Genomic DNA, 25464 nt, shown 5'->3' with positions numbered 1-25464 from the left:
CTGTTGACGAGACTTTCTAAGTTTTGAAAAACTTGGAAAGTCTTTGTTGCATTAACCAATCTCCTTATAACAACGCTCCAACTTGGATAGCAACGTTGCAACTCGTAACTGGTTCGCAATATGCACGCGCATTTCAGGTGTTATTGAGTCAATGCTTTCAGTAAAGAGGATGCTCTCAATGTTCTTGTTCAGCGACTCGATCATTTCGCTTCCTTTGTCGGTCTGGAAGAATTGTTGGAGGATTGTTAAGTGATCCGGCAATGTTGCATAATGTGTTTGAGAAGTGTTCATCATGGCCAATTTGTGTTTATAAATTTGTTGTATTTTACGACAATATGTGATCAAAAAAAATCATTTCGGCTTGTAGTTAACAATTGTCTTAACTTCTATATCGCCAAATTCTTCCAAGATTTCTCTCATCCGTTTTTCAGTAATGCTTCCTCCATGCGTATAATCTCGCCAGGCATATGTTAGTCGTCCCTTTTTCTGCTCAGGAGGAAGATTTTTGTAAACGTTCTCAGAAACCACTTAAAAGCTTCGTCAATCGACGAAAATGATTTCATATTTCAAATGTAGATCAACTTGTCGAAAATACAACAAGCTCTTTTTGACTTGGCTTTTAGGAGGCTCCGTGGAGCCAAAAAATTTGAATAAAATTGTGTTGCTATAAACAGGAAATCCCTCTGGGATTCTTGATTCGTAAAAATTTCTGAACGCATTAACATTCATTCGATCCAGTCAAACAAATCGAGATCGCTGAGATTTTTGAAGTCTCGAGTGTTGTGCGTTATTAGTGTTAAGTTGTATACAATTGCCGTCGCCCCAATTAAAATATCAAAATCTGCAACAGGTCTGCCGATCCTTCTCAAATGCGCTTTTTGTATTCCAAACTCGTGTAGCGCGCCACCTACAGAAATGATTCGTCTCCAAAATAATTTTTCTAACCAATTAAAACGCGCCAGATTCATAGCGCGCTGCTGGGGCGCACTGTTTTCAATACCAAAGAGCAGTTCGGCGATAGTAATTTCAGAGAGGTAACAAGATTCCTCACCAACATCATTGATTTTTTCTTTGACTTTGTATTCGCCTTTGAGCAAGTGTACACAAATATTGGTGTCGAGTAAAAATATACTCATAATTCGACGTCCCTATCCCTGCTGAAACGGGAACCGTAGATCATAGCATTTAACTCGTCGCCTGTTTCCGGTCCTTCCCAACTTCCGGCAACTTTGTCTAGTAATGCTTGTGATTCAGCTTTGGTGAGGCGTTTTTGATTTGATTCGGAAGTGATAAGTCCAAGGCGATCAGCAAGTTCCTTTACAAGAGCAATGTCTGCTTCACTCTTTGCCTTGATGGTTAGTGTATGTGTCATAATGTGTATTTAATGGTAAAAAAGAGACCCGAATTTACTAAAATTTCCGAGCCTGCAAAACAGACAAATAGATAATTAGCAACGCTATAAAAGCAAAAAGTTCACCCTGAGCGCCCTGTGCTAATGGGAAGGGGGGTGAACGTGTTGACGCGAAATTAAATAATTCTAGCTCTTCCCAGTAAAACTATTCAAAACCGGCGCAGCCGTGGGGTTGTACTGATAAGACTGCCAGGTGCTATCCTCGTAAATCTCTACAATCCGGTAACCTTTATAAGTCGTTCCCCAATTGCCGCCAAAGTGGCCGTCGAAGAAGTAGGGTTTTATGCCGTAGATTTTGGTGCTGTCCTGGTCGTGGTCGTGGCCGTTGAAGATGGCTTTGATGTTCGGCGTGTTTTCGAACAGGTCGATGACTTCTTTGCATTCGATTCCGTTGACGGTCCATTTGGCGGGCGTGATGTGCAGGAATACGAAAATGCCTTTCTTGTCTTTGTGTTTGGCGATTTCGCTTTTTAGCCAAGTCGCGTCCGGACACACGTATTCGCCTTTTTCGTTGGACGTATCGCCGATGATGAATGCGTATTCACCTTTTGCAAAACTGTGATTTGTGGGATATCCCCACGTGCTTTGCCAAACGTCCAAGCCAACCTTATCATGATTGCCGCGACTTACGCAAAACGGCACACTGAGTGTTGCTGATCGTGTTTTTGAAATCAGATGGTAACGTTGGGTCGTCGTGGATGAGGTCGCCGTTGGCGCGTCGGAAGTCAACGCCTTTCTGCGTTTTTTCGCGATTTACCCGAGCTGATCAAATCCGTGTGGAATTGTTTGAAATCGGTATTTGGCTGGCCGTAATGTCCGTCGGAGGCAGACGATAAACCGCATGGAAATTCTTGCGGGAATGTCTGTTTTCTCCAGGTTTTGATATGAATGAAAGGCCTGGCAATGCGGGTAAAAGTTTGAGAAAAGAGCGGCGTTTGAATGTCATCGAATCGTTCAGGTTTGGGGCGTTTGGGGTGTTTTTATTATTCCAAAAATAGTTATTCGCGAATGATATTTTCTTTATCTTCTTGCACCTTGTTAAGAATATTTAATATAAAAATCAATTCATGGATCACTTAATCCTGCAAAAAGCTGCTTCCTATTGTGCTTACCAGGAAAGAACCCAAGATGAAGTGCGCCAGCGCCTGAAAAAATGGAATGTGTGGGGCGAAGAGGCCGACGAGCTCATTGCCGAGCTGATTTCCATGAATTATCTGAGTGAAGAACGCTTCGCGAAAACTTACGCGGGAGGAAAATTCCTGGATCAAAAAAAACTGGGGCCGGATGAAGATCAGGCAGGAACTGAACCGGCGTGGGCTGAGTCAATATAGCATTGAAAAGGGGATGGGGGAAATTGAGGATAAGGCTTATGTGGAGGGGCTGAGGACATTGCTTACAAAAAGAAAACGCTCCTGTCCAAGACAGAAGCGGATCCATTTAAATTAAAACAAAAACTGGCCAGATTCGCCTTAGGCAAAGGTTATGAGAGCGAATTGGTTTGGAAAGAACTTGAAAATCTGGATCAAAAATCAGAGTCAAACGAGATCTTATGTCCTGAATCTTTATCCTTCACACCACTCATTACACCGGCTTTCTGATATTCTCCAACGCGTTTTTCGAAGAAGTTTGTTTTGCCTGGAAGTGAGATCAACTCCATGAAATCGAATGGGTTGGCGGAGCCGAATTGTTTTTCGCAGCCCAATCTTTCCAGCCAGAAATCGGCAATGTATTCGATGTATTGATTCATCAGGTCTGCATTCATGCCGATTAGGGACACCGGTAATGCCTCACTTACAAATTCCTTTTCAATCGTAACCGCATCCATCATAATTTCAATCACGCGCTCTTGCGGTAACTGGTTCACAATGTGCCTTGTATAAAGCAAACATGCGAATTCACAGTGCAAACCTTCATCGCGGGAAATAAGCTCGTTCGAGAAAGAAAGTCCGGGCATTAAGCCGCGTTTTTTGAGCCAGAAAATAGAGCAGAATGATCCTGAGAAGAAAATTCCTTCCACAGCTGCGAAGGCAATGATGCGTTCTGCAAACACCGGGCTGTTGATCCATTTCAATGCCCATTCTGCTTTTTTCTGAACGCAGGGAATCGTGTCAATGGCGCGTAGCAAATGGTCTTTTTCAGACGGATCTTTGATGTATGTATCGATCAGCAACGAATAAGTTTCGGAGTGAATGTTCTCCATCGCGATCTGGAAGCCGTAAAAGCACTTCGCTTCTGCATATTGTACTTCGCTCAGAAAGTTGACCGCCAGGTTCTCATTCACAATCCCGTCCGACGCCGCAAAAAATGCAAGCACGTGCGAGATAAAATGCCTTTCACCGTCGTTCAGGTTCTCCCAGTCTTTCATATCCTGAGAAAGATCGATCTCTTCAGCTGTCCAGAAAGACGCTTCATGGCGTTTGTACATTTCCCAGATATCGGAATGTTTGATCGGAAATAGCACAAACCGCAAAGGATCTTCAACTAACAGGGGCTCCTGCCTGGTAAGTTCTTGTGACATAAGTATTTAAAAATTTTAACGGGGACCAGATGTATAATTTATTGATTAGCCCGGGCCAGATTTGCCGGACTGGAGAAAACAAATCTACACGCTTTGCCCCGGAAATTCAAGGAGAAACTGATCAAATTGAATTCTTATCGGGGGAATATTCTTAGGACGAATAAGCTAACTTTGTCACGCTCACATTACTTTAAATTTCGCTTACATTGAAGATTTCCGGCTTTACAATTATCAGGAATGCGATTATAAATGATTACCCGATTGTGGAGGCGATCACGTCGATTTTGCCCGTTGTGGATGAAATGCTGGTGAGTGTGGGGCATAGCGATGATGATACATTGGGGCTGATCCGGTCTATTGCTTCGGACAAAATCAGGATCGTGGAATCGGAATGGGATATGTCTCTGCGCGAAGGCGGGAAAGTGCTGGCAGTGGAAACGGATAAGGCTCTGAAACAGATTTCACCCGACGCTGATTGGGCGTTTTACATTCAGGGCGACGAGGCGGTTCATGAAAAATATCACCAGTCGATCATTGATTCTTGCAAGCGTCATTTGAATGATGAGCGTGTGGAAGGCTTGGTTTTCGATTACGTACATTTTTACGGCACTTACGATTACATTGGCGACAGCAGAAAGTGGTATCGACGCGAAATCCGCATCATCAGGAATGAGAAAAACCCGAAAGGTTTGCCAATTTCAGCTTATCGTGATGCGCAGGGTTTTAGAAGAGGAAATCAGAAATTGAATGTAATGCATTCCGGTGCAGCGGTTTATCATTACGGCTGGGTGAAAAGTCCGGCGCAGATGAAAACCAAGATGAAAAATGTAAGCCGTTTTTGGAATGAAGGCGAGGCTCTGGGAAAAGATTTTGGAATCGGACGATGCGTTCAATTATGAAGAATTTGATTCCTTAAAACGATTTGAAGAAACGCATCCTAAAAGTAATGCAAGAACGCATTGCACGGCAAAACTGGAAAGTCGATCTGGATACTTCCAAAAAACGATTTAAGCTGAAAGATGCGCTCCTTTACTGGTACGAAAAGCGGACAGGTAAGCGGCTCTTCGAGTTCAGGAATTACCGGTTATTGTGATATTAGGGCACAAATGAGTGTAAAACGATAACATATTTTAGCGTTTAAATCCTTAATATTGTAGTTTCAGGAAACTTCACGAAATTCCTCGTTACATGTTTGAGTATTTTAAAAATTCTCTCTCGCCAGAAAGAAAGCGCGTCGCCAATTTCAGGAATATCCTCACAAAACGGACACATTTGTGTTGGCTGAGGAAGGTGAAATTTCATTTGCAAACTGGAAAAACCCGTTGGTAAACCCAAAGGTGATAACGCAGGAAGAAGTCAATTTTTTCAAGAAATTTATTCCAAAAGGAAGCCTTTGCATTGACATTGGAACAAACATCGGCGACACGACTGTGCCTATGGCGCTGGCGACAGGCAAAACGGGAACAACGATCGGTTTTGATCCTAATCCACACGTTTTTAGAGATCTTAGAAAAGAATGTGGCGCTTAATGTTGATAAAACGAACATTATCCCGCTGCCTTATGCGATAACAAAAAGAAGACGGCGAATTTTTTTACAGTTCTTCGGAAGCGTCATTTGGTAATGGTGGTATTTCAAATGAAATCGTTGAAGATCAAGGCGCATTCCAGCTTCCGCAAAAAATCAAGGGCATTAATCTGGAAAAGTTTTTAAAAACCAATTATGCTTCTTTATTGAATAAGCTTTTCTTTTATCAAAGTCGATGTGGAAGGTGCTGATATGGAGGTGATTAGGTCTATTAGCGAATTGATCAGGCAATTCAAGCCCGTGCTTGTGGCGGAATGTTTTCCAAAAGCAACAACCGAAGGTAACGCGCAGAGCTTTATCACATCGTCTCTGAATTTGGCTACACATTACATTACTTTTCCGACTTCGACGAGAACGCGAAAATTATCAAAATTGAAGGCCCACGTGATATGAATAAGTGGAAAACCTTCAACTTTTATGCCGTTCCAAACGAAGCTTAGATCCAGCGTTTCCGGCGGAAAAACCAGAGTACAACTGCCGAGGAAAACACCATTAAAAAGAGCGATCCCCAAAAACCCCAGGGTTCGGACGTGCCTGGAATGTGGTTTAATTTATTCCAAAAATCCCTGCAATCAGTGTCGGCGGCATGAAAATGATCGTCACAACGGTGAAGATCTTGATCACCTGGCTTTGCTCAATGTTGATCAAACCCATAAATGTATTTTGCAGATATTCAAGGCGTTCGAAGTTGAAGGTCGTGTATTCCAGCAGTGAACTAACATCTTTCAGAATGATCCGCAAATGTTCCTTCCTGTCTTCCGGAAAATACTGACTGCGTGAAAATTCCCGAGAGTACGCGCTGCTTGTCAATGCTCGTTTCGCGGAGCATCATGGTGATTTCCTGCAAACCACTAATGCGGATCAGGACTTCCTGACGGGCTTTTTGTTCGTGTGTAAGGTCCTTACTTATGGCAGAAATGTCACGCGAAATGCCTTCCAACGAATCTGCATCGGCTTCAATGCGTGTTTCCAGCAACAGCAGCATAAAGTCTACGCCGCTCTGAATGCTTTCTGTACTCACTTTCATTTTCTTTACCGTATCCGCAAACGTTTTGGAGTCGCCGCGACGGTAGGTGAAAAGTACATTTTGATATAAAATAAAAGAAACCGGATACATTTCGTATCCATCCCGGTCGATCTTGGAGAAGTTAGAATTGGCGTTAATCGTGTCATTTTGTTCAAAAAACCGCGAACTGCTTTCAATTTCAACGATTTCCTGGGGCGTCTGGAAGCTGATATTGCATTTATTCTCGACCGATTCCTCTTCCTCCGCACTCGGCGATTGCAAATCAACCCAAACCAGATTTTTAACTTTCCCAAGCTCTCGAATATCATTCTCGCGCTTAATCAACCGACCTTCTTTATAAAATATGCGTACCATTTTTTAAAGTTGGGAAAGAAAACAACCACAAAAACCGATTTCCAAAAATGCGGATTTAAGTTAACTTGCACGCAGATTTTTAATCACACACTATTGAAACATAACTACTATCCCTACCGGGCATCGGAGAATTTCCTGTCTTTCGCTTTTGAAAGTCAATCGGCAACTAAGCGTATTGCGAAGGAAGTCGAATTCTTGCTTATTGAAGGAGATCTGTACAATTTGGCTTTTGGAGATCTTGATGAAAATGGAATGATAGATGACCTGTCAGTCAGCAATAATAAGGATATGATGTTGGTCTTAGCGACTGTTATTCAAACTATTATAATATTTTTTCAAATATATCCTGACAAGAGAGTGTTATTTAGAGGAAGTACTCCTGCACGCACCAGGCTTTATCAAATTATCATTAATAGAGAGAAACCGAGCTGGCAATCCCTGTTTACTATTGAGGGGCTTTTGGGTGACAATACGGAAATATTTCAAGCTGAAAGAAATTATAGTGCTTTTGTAATAAGTAAGAAACTTTAATCAAATGAAAACAAATACAAAAAGCTTAATCGATATTTCGAAAGTGACAATTGACAACACGCTCAAAAGTCATATCAATGATCCTTATGTTGTTCGAAAAATGGAAGCCGCAAGAGAAATTTTAAGCAAGCTCAAAAAGAAACTCTGAGCCAGACGTTCACGAACTTTTAGCTGAGGCATCCGATTTTTTAGAAGATCGTTGTAAATTTGTGTAATGCAAAGTACAAGTTCTCCAAGTATATTCACAACACAATTCTGGTTACTTGGCCTCAGTTCGTTTCTTTTTTCTTCCAGCTTCAACATGCTCATTCCTGAGCTTCCGGGATATCTTTCGGAGATGGGCGGCGCCGAATATAAGGGCGCAATCATTGGTTTATTCACATTAACAGCCGGACTTTCACGACCATTCAGTGGTCGTTTAACCGACCGCATTGGGCGTGTTCCTGTCATGGCATTCGGCTCGATTGTCTGCTTTGTATGCGGATTTTTATATCCCATTTTCACAACAGTAATGCCGTTTCTGCTTCTCAGGTTGGTTCACGGCTTTTCAACCGGCTTCAAACCTACTGGAACATCCGCATATGTCGCGGACATTGTTCCTGCCGACAGGCGCGGGGAGGCTATGGGCGTGCATGGGATGTGTATGGGAGTTGGTTCTGCATTCGGTCCTGCGGTGGGAAGCATGATTAGTGAAGCTTTTTCGCTGAATGCATTGTTTTACACATCTTCGTTATTCGCATTCCTGTCCATTGCGATCTTGTTGAATATGAAGGAAACGCTTGTTAAAAAAGAGCGTCTTTCGTGGAATGCGTTTCAAATTACCAGACGAGATATTTTTGAACCTGCCGTTTTCGGCCCGGCGCTTGTGACATTCCTTTGTTATTTCGGTTACGGCGCTGTGGCGACGGTTACGCCGGATTTCAGCGGTTATCTGGGGTTGCAAAACCGTGGTTTCTACTTCATGTTTTTCACAATTTTCTCGATTTTGATCCGGCTTTTTGCTGGGAAAATTTCGGATCGGCATGGCCGGATTCCGGTGACGATCGCTGGTTGCATTGTGCTTATTATTGCAATGATCATAACAGGTTATGCCAATTCTGTCCCGATGTTTTTTGCCGGCGCTGCATTCTTTGGCATGTCGATGGGGATTTTGTCTCCTGTTCTTTCTGCCTGGACGGTGGATTTGAGTCGGGACGATAACCGCGGGCGATCCATTGCCACAATGTTCATTTCCTTGGAAGCAGGCATTGGATTAGGCGCGTTTTTATCTGCCGAGCTTTTTGCAAATCAGCGCGGGAATTTGCCGCTGGTTTTCTTCGTCATGGCTGGTTTTGCATTGGCTGCATTGATTTATACAGTTTTGATTTATCAACTAAAAAAACGCCGCGCCCGTGTTATTTGACGATAGTTACCAAACCGTCACCGGTCCAGCGGAAGGGTTTTTCAAAGATAAGGGCAGCAAATTTCTGGCTTACAGCTTTCCAATAGAAGGTGAAACGGATGCGAAAACGCATCTCGCAACATTGCGGGAGCTACATCCCAAAGCCGTGCACCATTGTTATGCTTACCGGCTTGGCGCGGATCGGATGAGTTACCGGATGAGCGATGACGGCGAACCCTCGGGAACTGCGGGCAGACCGATTTTGAACACATTGTATTCGAAAAATGTGACGAACATTCTCGTTGTGGTTGTTCGTTATTTCGGAGGGACATTACTGGGCGTTCCGGGCTTGATCAATGCTTATAAACTGGCGACAGAGGATGCTTTGAATCAGTCGGAGATTGTTACCAGGCATTTTTATAATCTATATCAGCTCAATTTTTCCTATCCGCAAATGAATGATGTCATGCGGATAGTAAAGGAAATGGAACTGCCTGTGCGAGAGCAGGTTTTTGAAATGGAATGTCGGTTGGTTGCGGAAGTTCGTGTGGCTAGCACGGAAAGGTTTATTGCTCGCTGCGAGCAAATTGAGGGACTTAGTCATTCTCTTTTAACATCCGGATAAAGTCATCTTCGTAATCTTTAATCGCTTTCAGCAGCTCTTTCAACTCCTGTTCTTCCGGCGAGCCTTTTTTCGCACCAAAGATTTCATCTGCCCGTTCTGAGGCCTTTTCGTATTCGCTTTCGTTGTTGATTTTCATGATCTTCACATTTGAAATAAGAATTTGACGCACCTTTGGCAGCAAATTTTTGCTAAAATAATAAAGAACACGCAGGCAACATTACTTATTATCTATTTTAGCAGCCGGTGATTTGCAAGGGGCAGGCAAGCCGGAATGTTGTCAGGAAACTTTGCAACTCTGAGCCGATTTTTTGGGTTATCAAATAACCAGTTTTACTGAACTTTATCGCAAACGGAAATATCATTTTGGAACATTTGAATGCAACTGAGCTCGAAGGCCAGGATTTAATTGAAGTAGAAGGCGCACGCGAGCATAATTTAAAAAATATCGACGTCAATATCCCGCGAAACAAGCTTGTAGTGGTCACAGGCATTAGCGGCAGCGGGAAATCTTCATTGGCTTTTGACACCATTTATGCCGAAGGTCAGCGCCGTTATATGGAGAGTTTTTCTTCCTATGCGCGTGGTTTTATCGGCGAAATGGAGCGGCCGGATGTCGACAAGATCAGCGGTTTGTCGCCGGTTATCAGCATTGAACAAAAAACCACTTCCCGCAATCCGCGCTCAACGGTTGGGACGGTTACTGAAATTTATGATTTCCTGAGGTTGCTGTACGCACGTGCAGGCGAAGCATTCTCCTATGTTACGGGCCGTAAAATGGTCAAGCAGTCGCAGGATCAGATCATTAATCAATTATTTACACAGTTTTTAGGCAAAAAAATCAGCTTGCTCGCTCCTGCGGTGAAAGGGCGGAAAGGACATTATAGGGAGCTTTTTGTTCAAATTGCGCGACTTGGTTATAACAAAGTGCGGGTGGACGGCGAAGTGCAGGAAATTACGCCAAAAATGCAGCTCGACCGCTATAAAGTCCATGACATTGAGATCGTTATCGATCGCGTTGTTCCAAAAAAAGAATCCGAAGATCCGCAATCTCGTTATCGTTTGAGCCAGTCTGTGGCGACTGCGATTAAGCAAGGAAAAGGCGCATTAATGGTTTTGGATGAGAAAGGAGAAACTTACTATTTTTCCCAAAACCTGATGGACCCGGAATCGGGCATAAGTTATGATGATCCTGCGCCTAATGCATTCTCTTTCAACTCGCCTTATGGCTGGTGCCCGACTTGCCAGGGTTTGGGGATGATTGAGGAAATCACGGAAGAGTCCATTATGCCGGATAAATCTTTGAGCATTACCAAAGGCGGCATTGCACCTATGGGTGAATATCGGGAAGCGTGGATTTTCAAGCAGTTGGAGGTTTTGTTGAAGCCTTTTAAAGTGACATTGGCAACGCCTTTGGATAAATTTCCCGAGGAAGCCATGAAGCTCGTGCTTTACGGAAGTGAAGATGCTGTGCCTGTTCCTTCCAAAAAATATCCTGGAACGGAGTGGGAAACCAAGTTTGACGGCATTATCAACTTCCTGAAACGCCAGCAGGAGAGTGGAAACGACAAAATCCAGGATTGGTTAAAGGATTTCATGTCCGTCCAGACTTGCCCTGAATGTAACGGAAAGCGTCTGAGAAAGGAATCTTTGCATTTCCGGGTGGATGGAAAAGACATTGCAGAACTCGCCGATAGTGATATTCGTGTGTTGGCGGAATGGCTTGTGAATCTAGAAGACAGATTGGAGGAAAAGCAGCGCGTCATCGGTCATGAAGTTCTAAAAGAAATCAGGAAAAGAGTTGGTTTCCTGCTCGATGTGGGACTTGACTATTTGACATTGAACCGTGCATTAAGGACGCTTTCGGGTGGAGAAGCGCAGCGGATCAGGCTTGCAACGCAGATTGGGACACAGCTGACAGGCGTGCTTTACATTATGGATGAGCCAAGCATTGGATTGCATCAGCGTGATAATGTGCGGCTTATCAATTCGTTGAAAAGCTTGCGCGACCTTGGAAACACCGTTTTGGTTGTGGAACATGATAAGGACATGATGCTGGCTTCGGACTACATTCTGGACATTGGTCCGGGTGCTGGGCGTCATGGCGGGAATGTTGTGGGAGCTGGAACACCCGAAGTTTTTCTTCAAAATGGCTCCTTAACTGCTGAATATCTGAGTGGAAGAACTGCGATTGATGTGCCAAAAAAACGCCGGAAAGGAAGTGGCAAAACGATTTCCATTAAAGGCTGCACCGGACATAATTTGAAGAATGTAAACATGTCGTTTCCGCTGGGGACGATGGTTTGTGTGACGGGTGTGAGTGGAAGCGGAAAGTCGTCGCTGATCCATGAAACGCTGTTTCCATTGCTGAATCAGTTCTTTTATAAATCAAGAAGAGAGCCGCTGCCTTACAAATCAGTGGAAGGATTGGAGAATATTGACAAGGTTATTGAAGTGGATCAATCGCCGATTGGACGCACGCCGCGCTCGAATCCAGCGACTTACACGAACTTGTTTACAGACATTCGGACGCTTTTTGCCGAATTGCCCGAGGCTAAAATTCGTGGTTACAAGCCGGGACGTTTTTCGTTTAATGTTAAAGGCGGACGTTGCGAAGATTGTGAAGGTGCCGGAATGAAGAAAATTGAAATGGATTTCCTGCCGGACGTCCATATTAATTGCGAAACTTGCAAAGGAAAACGCTTCAATCGGGAAACATTGGAAGTGCGCTTTAAAGGAAAATCCGTTGCGGACATTCTCGATATGACTGTGGAATCCGCATTGGAATTCTTTGAAAATCAGCCAAGAATTTTACGTAAAGTGCAGACATTGAATGATGTAGGCTTAGGTTACATTACATTGGGCCAGCATGCCACAACATTATCCGGCGGAGAGGCGCAGCGTGTTAAGCTGTCAGAAGAGCTTTCCAAACGCGACACTGGAAAAACGCTTTACATTCTCGATGAACCCACAACCGGTCTGCATTTCCAGGATATCAGACATTTGCTTAATGTTTTGAACAAATTGGTAGAAAAGGGAAATACAGTGCTCATTATAGAGCATAACCTTGACGTAATTAAAGTCGCGGATCACGTTATTGACGTAGGACCCGAAGGCGGCGCTCAAGGCGGACGCATCATTGCGGAAGGAACGCCCGAAAAAGTGTCGAAAGTGAAGGGAAGTTACACCGGATATTTCTTGAAAGAAGAGCTGAAATAAGTCTTCCTTTTTACATCCATTTGCTCAGAAACTGATTAAAACCATCCTTATGCTGGTCGCTGACGGGAATTGTCATGCTGCCGATTTGGATGGTATTTTTTGTTACAGCGCTGATTTTGTCCAAATTCACAATGAATGAGCGGTGCACCCGCATGAACTTTGAAGACGGCAATTTTTCTTCCAAAGCTTTCAAACTTGTGAGCGACAGGATCGGTTTGGAATCGGATTTCAGATGCACCTTAATATAATCTTTCAGCCCTTCCATATACAAAATGTCGTCATAAGCGATTCTAACAAGCTGATATTCGACCTTCAAGAATAAGTAACCATCTTTCGGATCAGGCACATTTGCCGATGAAGCTTTGTTGACCAACTCGGTGTAAGCCTGCGCTTTGGAGGCTGCGCGCAGGAATTCTTCGTAATTAAAGGGTTTTAGGAGATAGTCAAGTGCGTCCACGCGGAAACCATCCAGCGCGTATTGATTGAATGCTGTTGTAAAAATGATTCTTGGCGCGCGGCTATCAGCCTTGTCAATAACGCGTGCGAGTTCAATTCCCGTCAGATCAGGCATTTGAATGTCCAGAAAAATGACATCAATGTGCTTTGAATGAATGGCTTGTAATGCTTCGACAGCGCTGGAATATCTTCCTGCCAGTGCCAGAAACGGTGTTTTTTCTATAAATGAACAAACAAGTCCGAGCGCTAACGGCTCGTCATCGACTGCTATGCATTGGAGTACGCTCATGCAGTTTCTAATTCCAAATGAACTTCAAATTCTTTCTCTTCTTTGTTTTCAGTCACTTCCAACTGATATTTTCCAGGATATAAAAGGTCGAGCCGGCGCTGCGTATTCACGAGTCCTATGCCGTTACTTTCGTCCAAAATAGCCCTCTTATCCGTAAACAAAGTGTTTTTGACCTCAACAAAAATCTTATGCTTGTCCTGCCGGATCTGAATGTCGATCCTGCTCGGCTGAACCGCGCTAACACCGTGCTTGAATGCATTTTCAATAAAAGGCAAAAATAGCATTGGTGCAATGGAAACGTCGTGCAAAGGATGCGGCGGATCAAGGTGAACGGTCACTTTATCCGTCAACCGCAGCTGCATTAATTGAATGTAATCCTGCGCAAAAGCTATTTCCTGGCTTAGTAACACGGTTCCGTGCTGCGTTTCGTAAAGGACATAGCGCATCATGCGGGAAAGTTTGTGCAAAGCTTCTCTGGCCGCCTCCACATCAATCACCGTCAATGCATATATGTTATTTAATGTATTGAAAAAGAAGTGCGGATTGATCTGCGCCTTTAAAAACGAAAGCTCAGAATTGATCTTTTCCTTTTCAAGATTTTCCCTGTATTGCTTATCACGCTGAACATCCTTTACTGCCGCAACGCTTGTGCTGATGCCGATGATCAGCAAAGCAGTAAGCAATGCAAAGTAATCGAGTCTGTCCTGCCTTTTCTTATCGCCATTTGTCTCCCGAGCCGTTTTGAATGCCTGATCCATCTGCTCACCGTGGTGAATTGAAATTTTAACTTGCTCAATAATTACAGCAAGCATCACAACCGAAACGAGGTTAAGTAAAATGAAACGGCTGTAATGGTTTTTTGCCAAAAACTTTGGAAACCAGATGTAATAGTTGAGATAAAAAATGGTGATCAGCAATGCAAATTGGACAGCTTGTTTCACCCAGAAGGTCATTGGAAATTGAATCTGCCAGCTAAGCGGCTGCCACATCAGGAACAGTGCCAGGAAACTCCATCCCAAAATATGCAGGAAGAATGGAGGGTATTTTCGAGCGGTACTTGCGTCCATCTTTTTATTAATTAGGTTATTGCAGTAAGGTAGCTTGCAATTACAATCTTACGCGTAATATATCAAAGTGCCTAGTGCAATCGATTAACACCGGGCAAATACCGACTGATGAGCGCCGTCACTCTATAAAGCAAGTTAATGTTACTGATGGTCAATTGTGCACTATTCTAAGAATTGGATTCGACGACTTATCGGCTGAAAGCGGGGTTTGATCGGTAGAAGTGTCCTCTCCATCTATTGCCCGATTTATTGTCAGGTTAAGGTATTTACTTTGAAATTGAATCGAACAATTATTGCAATACAACCATGAACATGACAAGAAAAGTTACTCCTATTATACTTATGATGTTGCTGAGCTTCGCAGCCTCAGCGCAATTCCCGGGAGGCGGCGGCGGATTTGGCGGAAACCGCGGCGGCGGAAATGACAGGCCGCAACGGCAGACAGTTATCCCTGGAACGGCTGAGGATACGCCCAAAGGAAATGGTAAAATTAAAGGAATCCTGATTGACTCGGTGAGCAAAAAGCCGGTTGAATTTGCAGCGCTTTCTTTGGTTGATATTAAAACAAACAATCCGATCGACGGAACGACTACTGACGAAAAAGGTGCGTTTGAACTTACAAAAGTGGCGTCGGGAAACTTTAAGATTTTGATTTCTTTTATCGGTTATAAAACCAAAACCATCAATGACATTAAGATTGACCGGAAAACAGAACTTGACCTCGGTAATGTAAGCCTTGGACCGGATGTGGTTCAGTTGAATGAGGTTGAGGTTGTGGGAATGGCGCAATTGATCGAGGAGAAAGTGGACAGACTTGTCTATAACAATGAAAAAGACATCACAAGCAAAGGCGGCGACGCTTCGGACGTAATGAAGAAAGTGCCGATGCTAACGGTCGATCTGGACGGAAACGTTTCCTTAAGAGGAAGTTCGAATGTTCGGGTTTTGATCAATAACAAGCCTTCGACCATTATTGCGACCAGTGTTGCGGATGCATTGAAGCAGATTCCTGCGGATATGATCAAATCTGTTGAAGTAATCACTTCTCCATCAGCTAAATATGATGCAGAAGGTTCTGCGGGGATCATTAACATTGTTACTAAAAAGAGCACGATCCAAGGCGGTACATTGAATTTGGATACAGGAATTGGAAACAGGGGTTCAAATCTTGGGTTAAGAGGAAATTACCGAGTTGGTAAAATGGGTTTCAGTTTGGGAGGGTTTGGACGGTTTAACTACAATATGCCGGGCAGATCTGAAAACCTGCAAGTTGGTAAAATTGACAAATTTTCGATCCGCCAGATGACCGAATCGGACAACAAGATGGCATTTGGTTCTTACAACTTTGGATGGGATTATGAGATTGACTCTAAAACTTCACTTTCTGCGGGCATACGTTACGGGATGCGTAACATGCGTAATCAGCAGGAATTATCGACATTCAACACGCAAAGCGACGGTACAACGCGCAACAGTTTCCGTGATGTGAATACGAAAGATTTGTCGGGGACATGGGACGTGAATGTAGATTATATCAAAACATTAGCAAAGCCACAGCAGGAACTGAGCATTTCGACGCAGTTCAGCCGTAACAACCGGACTAATGATTTTGACGCAGACATTTATTCTTTAAATAATAGCCAACTGCGCGAATTGCTGGGAAGCCAGGGAAACAACAACGCCAGCCATAATCAGGAAAGCACAATTCAGGTCGATTACCAAACGCCGGTTAAAGACAATCAGCTGATTGAATTTGGTGGAAAAGGCATTTTCCGTCAGGTGGTTAGTAATTTCGATTATTACAATACAGTGGATACACCACAAGCTGCGAGCAGTTTGAATTATGATCAGAATGTTGCAGCTGGATATTTTTCATACACCTATACAACAAAAAGTAAATTCACCGTGAAGGCGGGCTCGCGTTACGAGTATACCAGCATTGATGCAACACAGGGTGAGCAGGGCGACCTAAACATTCCGGCTTACAGCAATCTGGTGCCGAGTCTTAACTTGTCCCAAACATTTGGTAAAGGACAAACCGTTAAGCTGGGTTATAACCGTCGCCTTCAACGTCCTGGTATTCAATTCCTAAACCCTAATGTTAATGCGGCGAACCCACAGAACATCACTGTGGGTAACCCGCAACTCCGTCCGGAATTGACGGATCAGGTTGAATTGGGAACGAGCTTTTTCAAAAATTCACTTTATGTGAACGTTTCGACATTCGCACGTTTTACGAACAGTTCAATTGAAAGCATTCGTACAACCAGCGAAGAAGGGATTATCACGACGACTTACGGCAACATTGGTTCTAAGAAAAACTATGGTGTGAATGTGTTTGGAAACATGACATTCTTCAAAAGATGGCAAGTAGGAGGAGGTTTTGACGCTTACTACGCAGATCTTACTAATAATAATCCTGATCCTTTATTGGCAGCTTCCAACACGGGTTTCGTATTGAGCGGCCGTTTCAGAACCAGTCTTAACATTAAAAACGGATGGGGATTGCAAGCAGGTGGTTTCATGAGAGGACGTGATGTTCAGCTGCAAGGAACACAAGCTGGGTTCAGAATGTATGATTTGGGAATCAAGAAAGATTTTACCAACAAGCGCGGAAGCATTGGATTTGGAATGGAAAACTTCCTGGCTCCATCATTCAAAATGAAAACGCAGCTTGAAACGCCATCATTCACACAGAACAACACAAACTATCTGTTTAACAGAGGTTTCAGGATCAACTTCTCGTATCGTTTAGGTAAAATGACATTTACCGAGCAGAAATCACGCAGAAGAAAATCGGTTAATAACGATGATCAGAAAAGTGAAGGTGGTGGAATGGATGCCGGCGGTGCAGGTGGCGCAGTTCAAGGCGCAGCACCAGCTGTATCAGTGCCAACCATGCGTCCGATGGCACCTAATGCTTCAAGACCAGAAGGAGCAGGACGTCCGGCAGGCATCGACAGCACAGCAAGACCAGCAACGCAAGGGATGCCAATGCAGCCAGGTGCAAGACCGGATTCAACATCTCGTCCAATGGTGTCACCTGCCGACTCAACCGCAAGACCAGCAGTTATACCAGCTGACTCAATGGCAAGACCAGTAATGCCGGCAGACTCAACTGCTAAGCCAGCTGTTCCAGCCGATTCAACTGGCATTCCTGCAAAACCAGCAATGCCAGCAGATTCGACTAAGAAACCTTAATTTTTTGGGTGATATTGTGAAAAAGGCGAAGCCCGGATGTTTGTCCGGGCTTCGCCTTTTTTAGAGATTTAAATAATTTATATCGTCGGATTTTGTGACCTGATGTCATGCAAAATCCGATCAGCACCTGCTTCCAATAATTCATCTGCTAATGCTGTCCCAAGCTCTTCCGGGAACGAAATGGAGCCGGTTTCAGTCCTCTTAATTAATTCCTGACCGTCCAAACTGATTATGCCGCCGGTAATGTTGATTTGATCTTCGTTTAATGTTGCCATGCCGAAAACCGGGATGCTGCATCCGCCTTGAAGGCGTTTTAGGAAGGCTCTTTCTGCCAGCAAGCAGGTTTCGGTTTGATCGTGGTTGATCAGTTCTTTGATGATGGCTTTCTTTTTCTCAGCCAAATTTACGGCGCATTCAATAGCCACGCTTCCTTGGCCTACGGCTGGCGTAAATTCATCCAATAGCAAATGTTCGGCGATTTTATCATCGTATTTCATCCGGTGCACACCTGCATATGCCAGGAGCAGGGCGTCGCAATGGCCTTCATTCAGTTTTCGAAGGCGCGTTTGCAAATTTCCGCGCATATCCACGGTTTTGATATGCGGATAAAAATGTCTTAAAACAGCAATGCGGCGCGTAGAGGACGTCCCTACAACGAAAGATTCTCCGCTTTTAAGGGAAAGTTCAGTGTTATGGCTTACCAGAACATCGTTTGCTTTTTCACGTTCTGTAAAGGCGATTAGTTCAAAAGCATCATCCAGTTGCGATTGAAGATCTTTGGCGCTGTGAACGGCAATGTCGATGCTGCCATCCAGCAGCTGATCTTCCAATTCCTGCGTAAAAACGCCTTTACTGCCGATTTTAGACAAAGAGCGGTTCAGTATTTTATCGCCTTTCGTCTCAATGACAACAATTTCTGTATCAATGCCGCCTTCATTCAAAAGCCCTTCCACATAATGCGCCTGCCAAAGCGCCAATTTACTCCCGCGCGTTCCTATTTTTATATGCATGGTTTCCTTCATTCGGATGTCCCTTGTTGGAGACAAATATTCACTAATTAGTATGCTTGGATTAATATATCTGCTGGTATATGCAGGATTTCGTTCAATTTTCGAATCATAGCAAGACTCAATTTCCGTTTTCCTGACAGGATTTCTGACTTACGAGACCTATATCCTAAAATCTCAGAAAGATCCTTTTCGGACATTTCCATTTGATCCATTCTAAACTTGATTGCTTCGAGTGGATTCGGTTTTGGAATAGGAAAATGGGCGTGCTCATAATCCTTTACTAAGATTGAAAGCACTTCAAGCTCGTCAGATTCTTTCGAGTCAGCAGAAATATCCATTTGCATTAATGTATAGATATTGGCCAGCGCCTCTTCGTACTGTTCGTTATTTTTTATTGGACCGATCATAGCTTATCGTCTTTGCGTCAATTTTGTCGTATGCATCATGTGTCCCAAACCAAACAATAAAAACTATTTTCAGGCGAAATTCTATATCGACAATGAGCCGATAGGAATTGCCATGAATATTGAAAACGACTCGTTTATTACTTAAAATTGACGCCTTCCTATAATGTTCTTTCAACGAGTGAGGCGAATTCCAGTCACTAATTTCAACTTCTTCATACCAGGAAAGCAATGCTTGCTTAGCCCTGTGATAGGTTTCCAGATATTCTTTCAGCGTTTTTACAGCTATAATGCGCATACAACAACATAAAGATAAGAAATGTTACCATATTGGTTACGCTGAGTCGTTTTATAAAATCGATCAAACTCCGACCGTATCCCCTTCGTCGGTAATAATTTTATCTTCTATATAAGCAACAATTAAAGAGGCGATATCAATTCCACTTACTTCTTCAATTCCGCGGAGGCCGGGGGAAGAGTTCACTTCCATCACCAGTGGGCCGCGCTCTGATTGTAGCAAATCTACGCCTGCAATCCGGACGCCTAAGGCTTTGGCGGCTGCGATGGCGGTGTGTTCTTCTTCTTCGGTGAGCTCGATCAAATGTCCTTCGCCGCCGCGGTGTAAATTAGAACGAAAATCACTTTCATGACCTTGCCTTTTCATGGCTGCGATCACTTTGTTTCCAATTACAAAAGCACGAATATCGGCTCCTTTCGATTCTGCAATGTATTCCTGAATCAAAAAATTGGCCTTTAATCCATAAAACGCTTCAATGGTGGATTTCGCAGCCTTAATCGTTTCAGCCAACACAACTCCAACGCCCTGTGTTCCTTCCAGCAGCTTAATGATCACCGGCGGCCCGCCAACCATGTGAATGAGCTCATTAACCTGGGCAGGATTTTTGGCAAAAACCGTTTTTGGAATGTCCACACCCGACTTTGCAAGCACTTGCATGCTCCGCAACTTGTCCCGTGACCGAAGAATGGCCTGGGATTTGACAGTTGTAAACACTTTCATCAATTCCAATTGCCGCACCACAGCGCAGCCAAATGCATTCACAGAAGTGCCGATTCTCGGAATGACCGCATCAATTTCTGCGATGGGTTTTCCCTTATAAATAATGGTCGGTTTGCCCCCTTCGATCATTACGAAGCATTTTACATGGTCGATTACCAATGCTTGATGACCCCTTTGTTTAATTGCCTCCACCAGACGCTTCGTAGAATAAAGGTCGGGATTGGTGGATAATACGGCGATTTTCATAAAAATAATTAAAAGATAAAATGGGGTAAATTCAGGATTGATGTCGGGCGTGAGTACGATGAGATGCCTTTGAACGCTTTTTTGCAGATAAATCTTTTTGCGAGACATCCACTAAAAACCGCTTGTTTAGCAATTTGCGTCCTAAAAGGATCGGATATCTCATTTTACGCCGGTTGGCAAGTGAAAATGATGTTCGGATTTTTTTACCAAAGATGGTGATCTTCGTTTTGATCACATAACGTTTCTCCTCTTTTCCAGACGAATTTCGAACAATAGTTTCTGTAAAATCTGTAACGGTGAAGGATTGTTGAGGCGCTCCTTTTTTTGCATCCAGATAAAAACACAATTGCGGCTTATCGCCATCATGGATCAGCCGGACGCGGGAGCAATGGATGGACGAGGTCGTCGCCCCGGAATCAATGCGGACAGGAACATCGAACCAGCCCAGATCGGGCAGATCGACAATATCCGTGGCGCCGATTATTTCCAATGTTTGTTTCATCGTCGCTGGAAAAAATGGGCCACAGTTAGCGACAAATCAAGAAAAACCATTTTTGCCCGCACATTCCGTTCCATATGATAATAAGCCAGATTCACTTCTTCGATCATTTTTTCAAGTGAATCAAAGTTAACTGCTTTTGAAAAGTTTTGGACAAATGTCAACTCTTCATCCGGAACCCGCAGCAACTCACCCGCGCCATGACTCCAAATGAGCATATCGCGAAAAAGCCTCAATGCATATTCCAAAAGGCCTTTTTGCTTTTCTTTATTCATCACATCAAAGTTGTCCGCCAGCTTTACCAAATGCGAAATGTCATATTTATAGCAAGAACGCATCCAGCCTGCAAACCAGCCTGAACGATCGTCCTCCGCATCCTGCACCAGCTTCAATGCTTCCGACAAATTGCCATCGCACAAATAAGCAATCTGATTAGCAGCTGTGTCGCTAACCTGTTGCAGTTTTAGGAAGTAACGCACTTCTTCGTCTGAGAAAGCGGGAATGTTAATGCGCTGCGTCCGTGAAATAATGGTTGTTAACAGCTTGTCAGACTGATCACTAACAAGTAAGAATAATGTCTTTTCAGGCGGTTCCTCCAATATTTTCAAAATTGCATTGGACGAAGCTGCATTCATAATGTCAGGTTTCCAGATCGAGTAGGATTTTATATTCGCCTTCGTAAGCTTTAACAGAAAGTTTCCTCATAATGCCACGTGCTTCTTCTACCGAAATGTTGCCCTGCTTGTTTTCTGCGCTGATATGATCGAGCCATTCGGGAAGGACGCGATATGGGTTTTCAAGTAAAAATGAGCGCCATAGGCCCAGGAATGCTTCGCTGGTTTTTCCATCGATCTTTTTTGAAGTCGCGATAGGAAATATGAAATGAAAATCGGGATGGATCAGTTTGGCCATTTTTGCGCAGGAAGCACAAACGCCACATGCGTCTTCATCGCTTTTATTTTCACAGTTAATGTAAGTCGCAAATGCAAGGGCAAGCGCAAGGCCGCCACCGCCGGCAGGGGAATCAAACAGCTGTGCATGAGCCAGATGGCTATTCTTAACCGAGCGCCTTAACGTTGATTTTATATGTTCAAGTCCCGGTATTTCTCTGAAAAGCACGGTGGATGATATAAGCTAAATGTGAATGAAAGTTCTTTTTATTTAAAATCGCGTTGTCCGCTCGTTTGTTCGAACACGGATTTCAAGATTTGTTCATCATTGTCTCCGAATGTGACCTCTCTGCGGCTCACAGTGTCTTTTGCCACATCGAGTGCTTTCTGGAACCGATATTCTGCAAATCCTTCTGCATTTCCACCCCATGAAAATGAGGGTGTATGTTTCGCCTGAAAACCCGCACCGAACACATTCACACTTACGCCAACAACGGACCCTGTGTTGAACATGGTTGAGATTCCTGCTTTGGAGTAATCACCCATCATGAGTCCGCAAAATCTTAATCCTGTGTCTTTCAAGTCATTGGTCACATAACTATGCAATTTTACATTGCTATGGTCATTTTTTAAGTTCGAGTTATTGGTGTTTGCGCCCAAGTTACACCATTCGCCCAGCACTGAATTTCCCAAATATCCGTCATGTCCTTTGTTGCTGTAACCAAAAACCACACAGTTACTTACTTCGCCTCCGACTTTGCTAAACGGACCAACAGTTGTATTCGGACGAATTTTCGTTCCTTGCGCAAGCACGCTGCTTTCGCCAATCGAAAACGGTCCCTGAATCATCGAGCCTTCCTGAATGGTTGCATTTTTTCCAATATAAATCGGCCCATTTTCAGCATTCAAAATTGCGGCCTTTATTACTGCACCCGGTTCTATAAAGATATTTGCAGGTTTATAACAATGAGTAAAGGGATCGGTAAGCGGCTCTGAGGTTCTGTTTGCCGTTATCTGTTTAAAATCGGTCTCAATCTGCTCACCATTAAATGCAAAAATGTCCCAAACATTTCGGATCAGTGTAAACGAGCCTGCATAATGTTGAGGTTCATAATGCGTGATGTTCATGCCAGGCGACCACGTTTCGGCGCTTCTTATGGCGAGGATATCATCACCAGAGACCATTGCTGATTCTAAGGGCAGTTTTTTGATTTCTTCAACAAGTCCAGCATCCGGGCAAAGGCCACCATTGATAAAAATATTATCCGATGAACCGGACGGCGGAAATGCTGCCGACAAAAAATCCACAGTTTGAAAAGAAACTGCTGAATCCAGCCATAAACTCCATTTTTCGGAAATTTTGTGAATGCCGCAGCGGATCGCTGAAACCGGCCGTGTGTAGGTGAATGGTAAAAGTTGCGTTCGTATTACGGGATCGTCAAACAGAATAATTGTAGGCATAAGTGATGCTAGTATGTGAGGTCAAAGTTCGCCCATTTTTTTGGTTAGGGCAAAAAAAGAAGCAGTCTCTTGTAAATTGTACAAGAGACTGCTTCTTTGATTTCGGTATAGAAAGCGCTGATTAAGCTTCTTTCTGTGCTCCGTAACGTTTTCTGAACTTGTCTACACGGCCGGCAGTATCTACAAGTACATTTTTACCTGTGTAGAAAGGGTGCGACTGAGAAGAAACTTCGACTTTATATACCGGATAAGACTTGCCATCTTCCCAAGTAATATTTTCGCTAGTTTCTATGGTAGAGCGCGTAATGAATTTAAAATCGCTTGATAGATCCCAGAAAACTACGTCTCTATAATTGGGATGAATATCTTTTTTCATTGGTATATGGTATTATGTGTTTCGATACAATTCTCAAAAAGGATTGCAAAAGTAAAAATTCTAATTTAGTAAACCAAGAAATGCGTGCCTATCTTTTTGATAAAACTTTGATATACGCAGCTCTAAGTGATTAAACTTCACTCAATTGCTGTTTAAGCACTTCCACGCCGCGGCGCGCTTCTTTGTCGAAGTCGGTGTAAGTGAAACATTCGATGGATAATCCACCTTTATAGCCGATTTTTTTCAAAGCGCTTAGATAAGCTCTGAAATCATCGCCTCTCACGCCAGGAGGCGTGCGATTCTCCTTCTCTGCAATGTGGCAATGCACAATGTGCTTGCCGAATTTTACAATCTCATCCGGCGACTCATCTTCCTTTAACATGTGAAAAATGTCGCATAACAGCTTCACTCTGGGGCTTTTTACGGCATCGATGATTTCAACGCCCTCTGCCAGGCTATTTATAAAATTGGTTTCTCCCCGATTCAAAGGTTCTACGGCAATGGTAACACCGTATTTTTCCGCGAGCGGCGCCATTTCCTTAGTCAATGCAATGTGCTGGGCCTTTGCCTTTTCACGATCAAAACCTTCGGGGATAATGCGTGAACCGCCGCTTCCGAAAACAACATATTGAGACTTACATTCCTTCGCACGTTTCAAAACCAGGTCAGTCCTCTCTAAAATCGCCTCATGATTTGCATCCGGCCCAAGTGTTTTCAAGCTTCCCGGCAGCAATATGACATATGACTTGATTGGAAACTTCTCATTCCGAAGCTGTTGCAGGTTTTTGGCATATTGTGGATCGCCATCTTTTGGAATTAAAAAATTCCCCACCGACTCCTCTATATATGTACAGCCCGATTCACGCAGATAATCGGCCTTATCATAAGGTGCAAAAACGCCCAGTTGTAATGCATATCCCGGCCCGGTATTTTTAGCAAAAACAATTTCAGGCACGGCAAGTCCTGCTGCAAGTCCCGTCACGATTCCCGTTGAGGTTTTAATGAAATTCCTGCGTGATGAGGAAGTGATTATCTTAGTCATAATGTACTAGTTTTGATCAGTGTTATAGGAATCTTATGTAGTTACTAATGATTTGTTTCCATTATCATAAACTAAAATGTTTGCTTGTTTAGAATAGATATAGATAAACTATTTGTTATAACAACCTGATTTTCAAATTTTTGGTTGTTAAAAATCTCTATTGTCCAAATTAATTAGGAAAAAAAGTTTACAAATTTTTTATATTAAATTTTTGTAAAAAATTTTCAAGTTCCGTTTTAATGTTAATTATTCTTAATTGCCTAGCTTCTAGAATCTTAACAATTTAGTAATTTGGATTATCCCTATAAACCCAAAAAGCAGGCAACATTACTGATTGCGATTGTAATATTTTTGGTGTTATTTCAGGAGATTTTAAGTCTCACTTCTATTGCAAGTCAACGATAAAATTCATCACTAACTTCCTACAAAACAACATATTAAGATGTCAATGTATGTAATTAAACGCGACGGTCGCCGGGAATCGGTAAAGTTCGACAAGGTCACCGCGCGAATCGAGAAATTGAGCTATGGGCTTGATACAAACTACATCCAGCCTATAGAGGTCGCTAAGAAAGTGGTTTCCGGGATTTACGACGGAGTAACTACTGCGGAATTGGATAACCTCGCTGCTGAAACGGCGGCATCCATGACAACCAAGCATCCGGACTATGCGATTTTAGCAGCCCGTGTTGCGATCTCAAATCTCCATAAAAATACATTGAAGTCGTTTTCAGCAACAATGAAACGTCTTTATACATATGTTGATGGCAAAACAGGTGAAAATGCTTCTTTAATTGCGAAGGAAGTTTACGAAATCATCCGTCAGAATGCGTCTCTTTTAGATTCTACCATTATA

General features: G+C 43.3%; 29 protein-coding genes and 3 pseudogenes (1 of these 32 running past the window's edge). 14 read left to right on the top strand and 18 right to left on the bottom strand.

Annotated elements, in window-relative coordinates; all coding sequences use genetic code 11:
• Positions 1 to 51: 51 nt before the first annotated feature.
• The 4 genes from AC0IYG_RS30615 to AC0IYG_RS30600 form a co-directional block, all read right to left on the bottom strand.
• Positions 52 to 294, bottom strand: coding sequence for a hypothetical protein (locus AC0IYG_RS30615; RefSeq protein ID WP_471714797.1), 243 nt, complete (start codon positions 292 to 294; stop codon positions 52 to 54).
• A gap of 431 nt (positions 295 to 725) precedes the next feature.
• Positions 726 to 1136: a PIN domain-containing protein gene (locus AC0IYG_RS30610; RefSeq protein WP_471714796.1), complete on the bottom strand. Its 411-nt coding sequence runs from the start codon at positions 1134 to 1136 to the stop codon at positions 726 to 728.
• A complete protein-coding gene (locus AC0IYG_RS30605) occupies positions 1133 to 1372 on the bottom strand; it encodes a hypothetical protein (RefSeq protein ID WP_471714795.1) in 240 nt (79 codons plus the stop codon). Before AC0IYG_RS30605 ends, AC0IYG_RS30610 begins: the two co-directional genes overlap by 4 nt.
• A gap of 165 nt (positions 1373 to 1537) precedes the next feature.
• Positions 1538 to 2140, bottom strand: coding sequence for a metallophosphoesterase family protein (locus tag AC0IYG_RS30600; protein ID WP_471714794.1), 603 nt, complete (start codon positions 2138 to 2140; stop codon positions 1538 to 1540).
• Between the two features lie 338 nt (positions 2141 to 2478).
• On the opposite strand from AC0IYG_RS30600, the gene AC0IYG_RS30595 reads away from it, so the two are divergent.
• From AC0IYG_RS30595 to AC0IYG_RS30585, 3 genes are read left to right on the top strand one after another with little or no spacing between them, the layout of a single operon-like run.
• Positions 2479 to 2742 carry a regulatory protein RecX gene (locus AC0IYG_RS30595; RefSeq protein WP_471714793.1) on the top strand — a complete coding sequence of 88 codons (264 nt, stop codon included), beginning with the start codon at positions 2479 to 2481 and terminating at the stop codon, positions 2740 to 2742.
• Positions 2696 to 2857, top strand: a complete 162-nt coding sequence (locus AC0IYG_RS30590; RefSeq protein WP_471714792.1) for a hypothetical protein — start codon at positions 2696 to 2698, stop codon at positions 2855 to 2857. The genes AC0IYG_RS30595 and AC0IYG_RS30590 overlap by 47 nt, the downstream gene beginning before the upstream one ends.
• The gene (locus AC0IYG_RS30585; protein WP_471714813.1) at positions 2800 to 3009 is read left to right on the top strand and encodes a hypothetical protein; all 210 of its coding nucleotides are present in this window, start codon (positions 2800 to 2802) and stop codon (positions 3007 to 3009) included. Before AC0IYG_RS30590 ends, AC0IYG_RS30585 begins: the two co-directional genes overlap by 58 nt.
• Here AC0IYG_RS30585 and AC0IYG_RS30580 read toward each other — a convergent pair.
• A complete protein-coding gene (locus AC0IYG_RS30580; RefSeq protein WP_026632363.1) occupies positions 2934 to 3929 on the bottom strand; it encodes a ribonucleoside-diphosphate reductase small subunit in 996 nt (331 codons plus the stop codon). The genes AC0IYG_RS30585 and AC0IYG_RS30580 overlap by 76 nt on opposite strands.
• A 206-nt stretch (positions 3930 to 4135) precedes the next feature.
• Between AC0IYG_RS30580 and AC0IYG_RS30575 the strand changes: the two genes are divergently transcribed.
• The 4 genes from AC0IYG_RS30575 (at position 4136) to AC0IYG_RS30560 (ending at position 5908) form a co-directional block, all read left to right on the top strand.
• Positions 4136 to 4828, top strand: a complete 693-nt coding sequence (locus AC0IYG_RS30575; protein ID WP_471714791.1) for a glycosyltransferase family 2 protein — start codon at positions 4136 to 4138, stop codon at positions 4826 to 4828.
• Between the two features lie 23 nt (positions 4829 to 4851).
• Positions 4852 to 5022, top strand: coding sequence for a hypothetical protein (locus AC0IYG_RS30570; RefSeq protein ID WP_471714790.1), 171 nt, complete (start codon positions 4852 to 4854; stop codon positions 5020 to 5022).
• A gap of 181 nt (positions 5023 to 5203) precedes the next feature.
• Entirely contained in the window at positions 5204 to 5458 is a 255-nt protein-coding gene (locus AC0IYG_RS30565; protein WP_471714789.1) for a hypothetical protein, read from the top strand.
• A 207-nt stretch (positions 5459 to 5665) separates the two neighbouring features.
• Positions 5666 to 5908 (top strand): FkbM family methyltransferase, encoded by a 243-nt coding sequence (locus tag AC0IYG_RS30560; RefSeq protein WP_471714812.1) that lies wholly within the window; start codon positions 5666 to 5668, stop codon positions 5906 to 5908.
• A 153-nt stretch (positions 5909 to 6061) separates the two neighbouring features.
• Here the strand turns inward: AC0IYG_RS30560 and AC0IYG_RS30555 are convergent.
• Positions 6062 to 6896 (bottom strand): annotated as a pseudogene (locus AC0IYG_RS30555) (CorA family divalent cation transporter).
• Positions 6897 to 6989: 93 nt separating this feature from the next.
• Here AC0IYG_RS30555 and AC0IYG_RS30550 point away from each other — a divergent pair.
• The 4 genes from AC0IYG_RS30550 (at position 6990) to AC0IYG_RS30535 (ending at position 9433) form a co-directional block, all read left to right on the top strand.
• Positions 6990 to 7427 (top strand): DUF6934 family protein, encoded by a 438-nt coding sequence (locus tag AC0IYG_RS30550; RefSeq protein WP_471714788.1) that lies wholly within the window; start codon positions 6990 to 6992, stop codon positions 7425 to 7427.
• Positions 7428 to 7431: 4 nt separating this feature from the next.
• Complete coding sequence (locus AC0IYG_RS30545; RefSeq protein ID WP_471714787.1) at positions 7432 to 7575, top strand: hypothetical protein; 144 nt, start codon at positions 7432 to 7434, stop codon at positions 7573 to 7575.
• A 66-nt stretch (positions 7576 to 7641) separates the two neighbouring features.
• Positions 7642 to 8829: an MFS transporter gene (locus AC0IYG_RS30540; RefSeq protein ID WP_471714786.1), complete on the top strand. Its 1188-nt coding sequence runs from the start codon at positions 7642 to 7644 to the stop codon at positions 8827 to 8829.
• Positions 8819 to 9433 (top strand): IMPACT family protein, encoded by a 615-nt coding sequence (locus AC0IYG_RS30535; protein ID WP_471714785.1) that lies wholly within the window; start codon positions 8819 to 8821, stop codon positions 9431 to 9433. Before AC0IYG_RS30540 ends, AC0IYG_RS30535 begins: the two co-directional genes overlap by 11 nt.
• Here AC0IYG_RS30535 and AC0IYG_RS30530 read toward each other — a convergent pair.
• Entirely contained in the window at positions 9405 to 9569 is a 165-nt protein-coding gene (locus tag AC0IYG_RS30530; RefSeq protein WP_233799395.1) for a hypothetical protein, read from the bottom strand. The genes AC0IYG_RS30535 and AC0IYG_RS30530 overlap by 29 nt on opposite strands.
• A gap of 227 nt (positions 9570 to 9796) precedes the next feature.
• Here AC0IYG_RS30530 and uvrA point away from each other — a divergent pair, with 227 nt between their 5' ends.
• On the top strand, positions 9797 to 12649 hold the full coding sequence (gene uvrA / locus AC0IYG_RS30525; RefSeq protein ID WP_471714784.1) for an excinuclease ABC subunit UvrA: 2853 nt from the start codon (positions 9797 to 9799) through the stop codon (positions 12647 to 12649).
• 10 nt (positions 12650 to 12659) lie between these two features.
• Here the strand turns inward: uvrA and AC0IYG_RS30520 are convergent, their stop codons facing one another.
• Both AC0IYG_RS30520 and AC0IYG_RS30515 read right to left on the bottom strand, forming a co-directional pair.
• A complete protein-coding gene (locus tag AC0IYG_RS30520; RefSeq protein WP_471714783.1) occupies positions 12660 to 13394 on the bottom strand; it encodes a LytR/AlgR family response regulator transcription factor in 735 nt (244 codons plus the stop codon).
• Positions 13391 to 14461, bottom strand: coding sequence for a sensor histidine kinase (locus tag AC0IYG_RS30515; protein WP_471714782.1), 1071 nt, complete (start codon positions 14459 to 14461; stop codon positions 13391 to 13393). Before AC0IYG_RS30515 ends, AC0IYG_RS30520 begins: the two co-directional genes overlap by 4 nt.
• 306 nt (positions 14462 to 14767) lie before the next feature.
• On the opposite strand from AC0IYG_RS30515, the gene AC0IYG_RS30510 reads away from it, so the two are divergent.
• On the top strand, positions 14768 to 17662 hold the full coding sequence (locus AC0IYG_RS30510; protein ID WP_471714781.1) for a TonB-dependent receptor: 2895 nt from the start codon (positions 14768 to 14770) through the stop codon (positions 17660 to 17662).
• Between the two features lie 77 nt (positions 17663 to 17739).
• Here the strand turns inward: AC0IYG_RS30510 and hemC are convergent, their stop codons facing one another.
• The 9 genes and pseudogenes from hemC to AC0IYG_RS30465 form a co-directional block, all read right to left on the bottom strand.
• Positions 17740 to 18672, bottom strand: coding sequence for a hydroxymethylbilane synthase (gene hemC, locus AC0IYG_RS30505; RefSeq protein ID WP_471714780.1), 933 nt, complete (start codon positions 18670 to 18672; stop codon positions 17740 to 17742).
• Between the two features lie 47 nt (positions 18673 to 18719).
• Entirely contained in the window at positions 18720 to 19079 is a 360-nt protein-coding gene (locus AC0IYG_RS30500; protein WP_471714779.1) for a helix-turn-helix domain-containing protein, read from the bottom strand.
• Positions 19057 to 19374 carry a type II toxin-antitoxin system HigB family toxin gene (locus AC0IYG_RS30495; RefSeq protein WP_471714778.1) on the bottom strand — a complete coding sequence of 106 codons (318 nt, stop codon included), beginning with the start codon at positions 19372 to 19374 and terminating at the stop codon, positions 19057 to 19059. The genes AC0IYG_RS30500 and AC0IYG_RS30495 overlap by 23 nt, the downstream gene beginning before the upstream one ends.
• Positions 19375 to 19437: 63 nt before the next feature.
• The gene (gene rimK, locus AC0IYG_RS30490) at positions 19438 to 20340 is read right to left on the bottom strand and encodes a 30S ribosomal protein S6--L-glutamate ligase (protein ID WP_471714777.1); all 903 of its coding nucleotides are present in this window, start codon (positions 20338 to 20340) and stop codon (positions 19438 to 19440) included.
• A gap of 31 nt (positions 20341 to 20371) precedes the next feature.
• On the bottom strand, positions 20372 to 20842 hold the full coding sequence (locus tag AC0IYG_RS30485; RefSeq protein ID WP_471714776.1) for an ATP-dependent zinc protease family protein: 471 nt from the start codon (positions 20840 to 20842) through the stop codon (positions 20372 to 20374).
• Positions 20839 to 21958 (bottom strand): annotated as a pseudogene (locus AC0IYG_RS30480) (DNA polymerase III subunit). Before AC0IYG_RS30480 ends, AC0IYG_RS30485 begins: the two are co-directional and overlap by 4 nt.
• Before the next feature lie 38 nt (positions 21959 to 21996).
• Positions 21997 to 23190, bottom strand: a complete 1194-nt coding sequence (locus tag AC0IYG_RS30475) for a putative sugar nucleotidyl transferase (protein WP_471714775.1) — start codon at positions 23188 to 23190, stop codon at positions 21997 to 21999.
• A 121-nt stretch (positions 23191 to 23311) separates the two neighbouring features.
• Positions 23312 to 23566, bottom strand: a complete 255-nt coding sequence (locus AC0IYG_RS30470) for a type B 50S ribosomal protein L31 (RefSeq protein ID WP_233854552.1) — start codon at positions 23564 to 23566, stop codon at positions 23312 to 23314.
• A gap of 130 nt (positions 23567 to 23696) precedes the next feature.
• The gene (locus AC0IYG_RS30465) at positions 23697 to 24608 is read right to left on the bottom strand and encodes a sugar phosphate isomerase/epimerase family protein (RefSeq protein WP_471714774.1); all 912 of its coding nucleotides are present in this window, start codon (positions 24606 to 24608) and stop codon (positions 23697 to 23699) included.
• 448 nt (positions 24609 to 25056) lie between these two features.
• On the opposite strand from AC0IYG_RS30465, the pseudogene AC0IYG_RS30460 reads away from it, so the two are divergent.
• Positions 25057 to 25464, top strand: a pseudogene (locus AC0IYG_RS30460) (ribonucleoside-diphosphate reductase subunit alpha) (it continues 2038 nt past the right edge of the window).

It is taken from the genome of Dyadobacter sp. AC419, assembly GCF_979253085.1.
The sequence above is the reverse complement of the archived record's forward strand: the minus strand, read 5'-3'. Positions and strand labels throughout refer to the sequence as shown.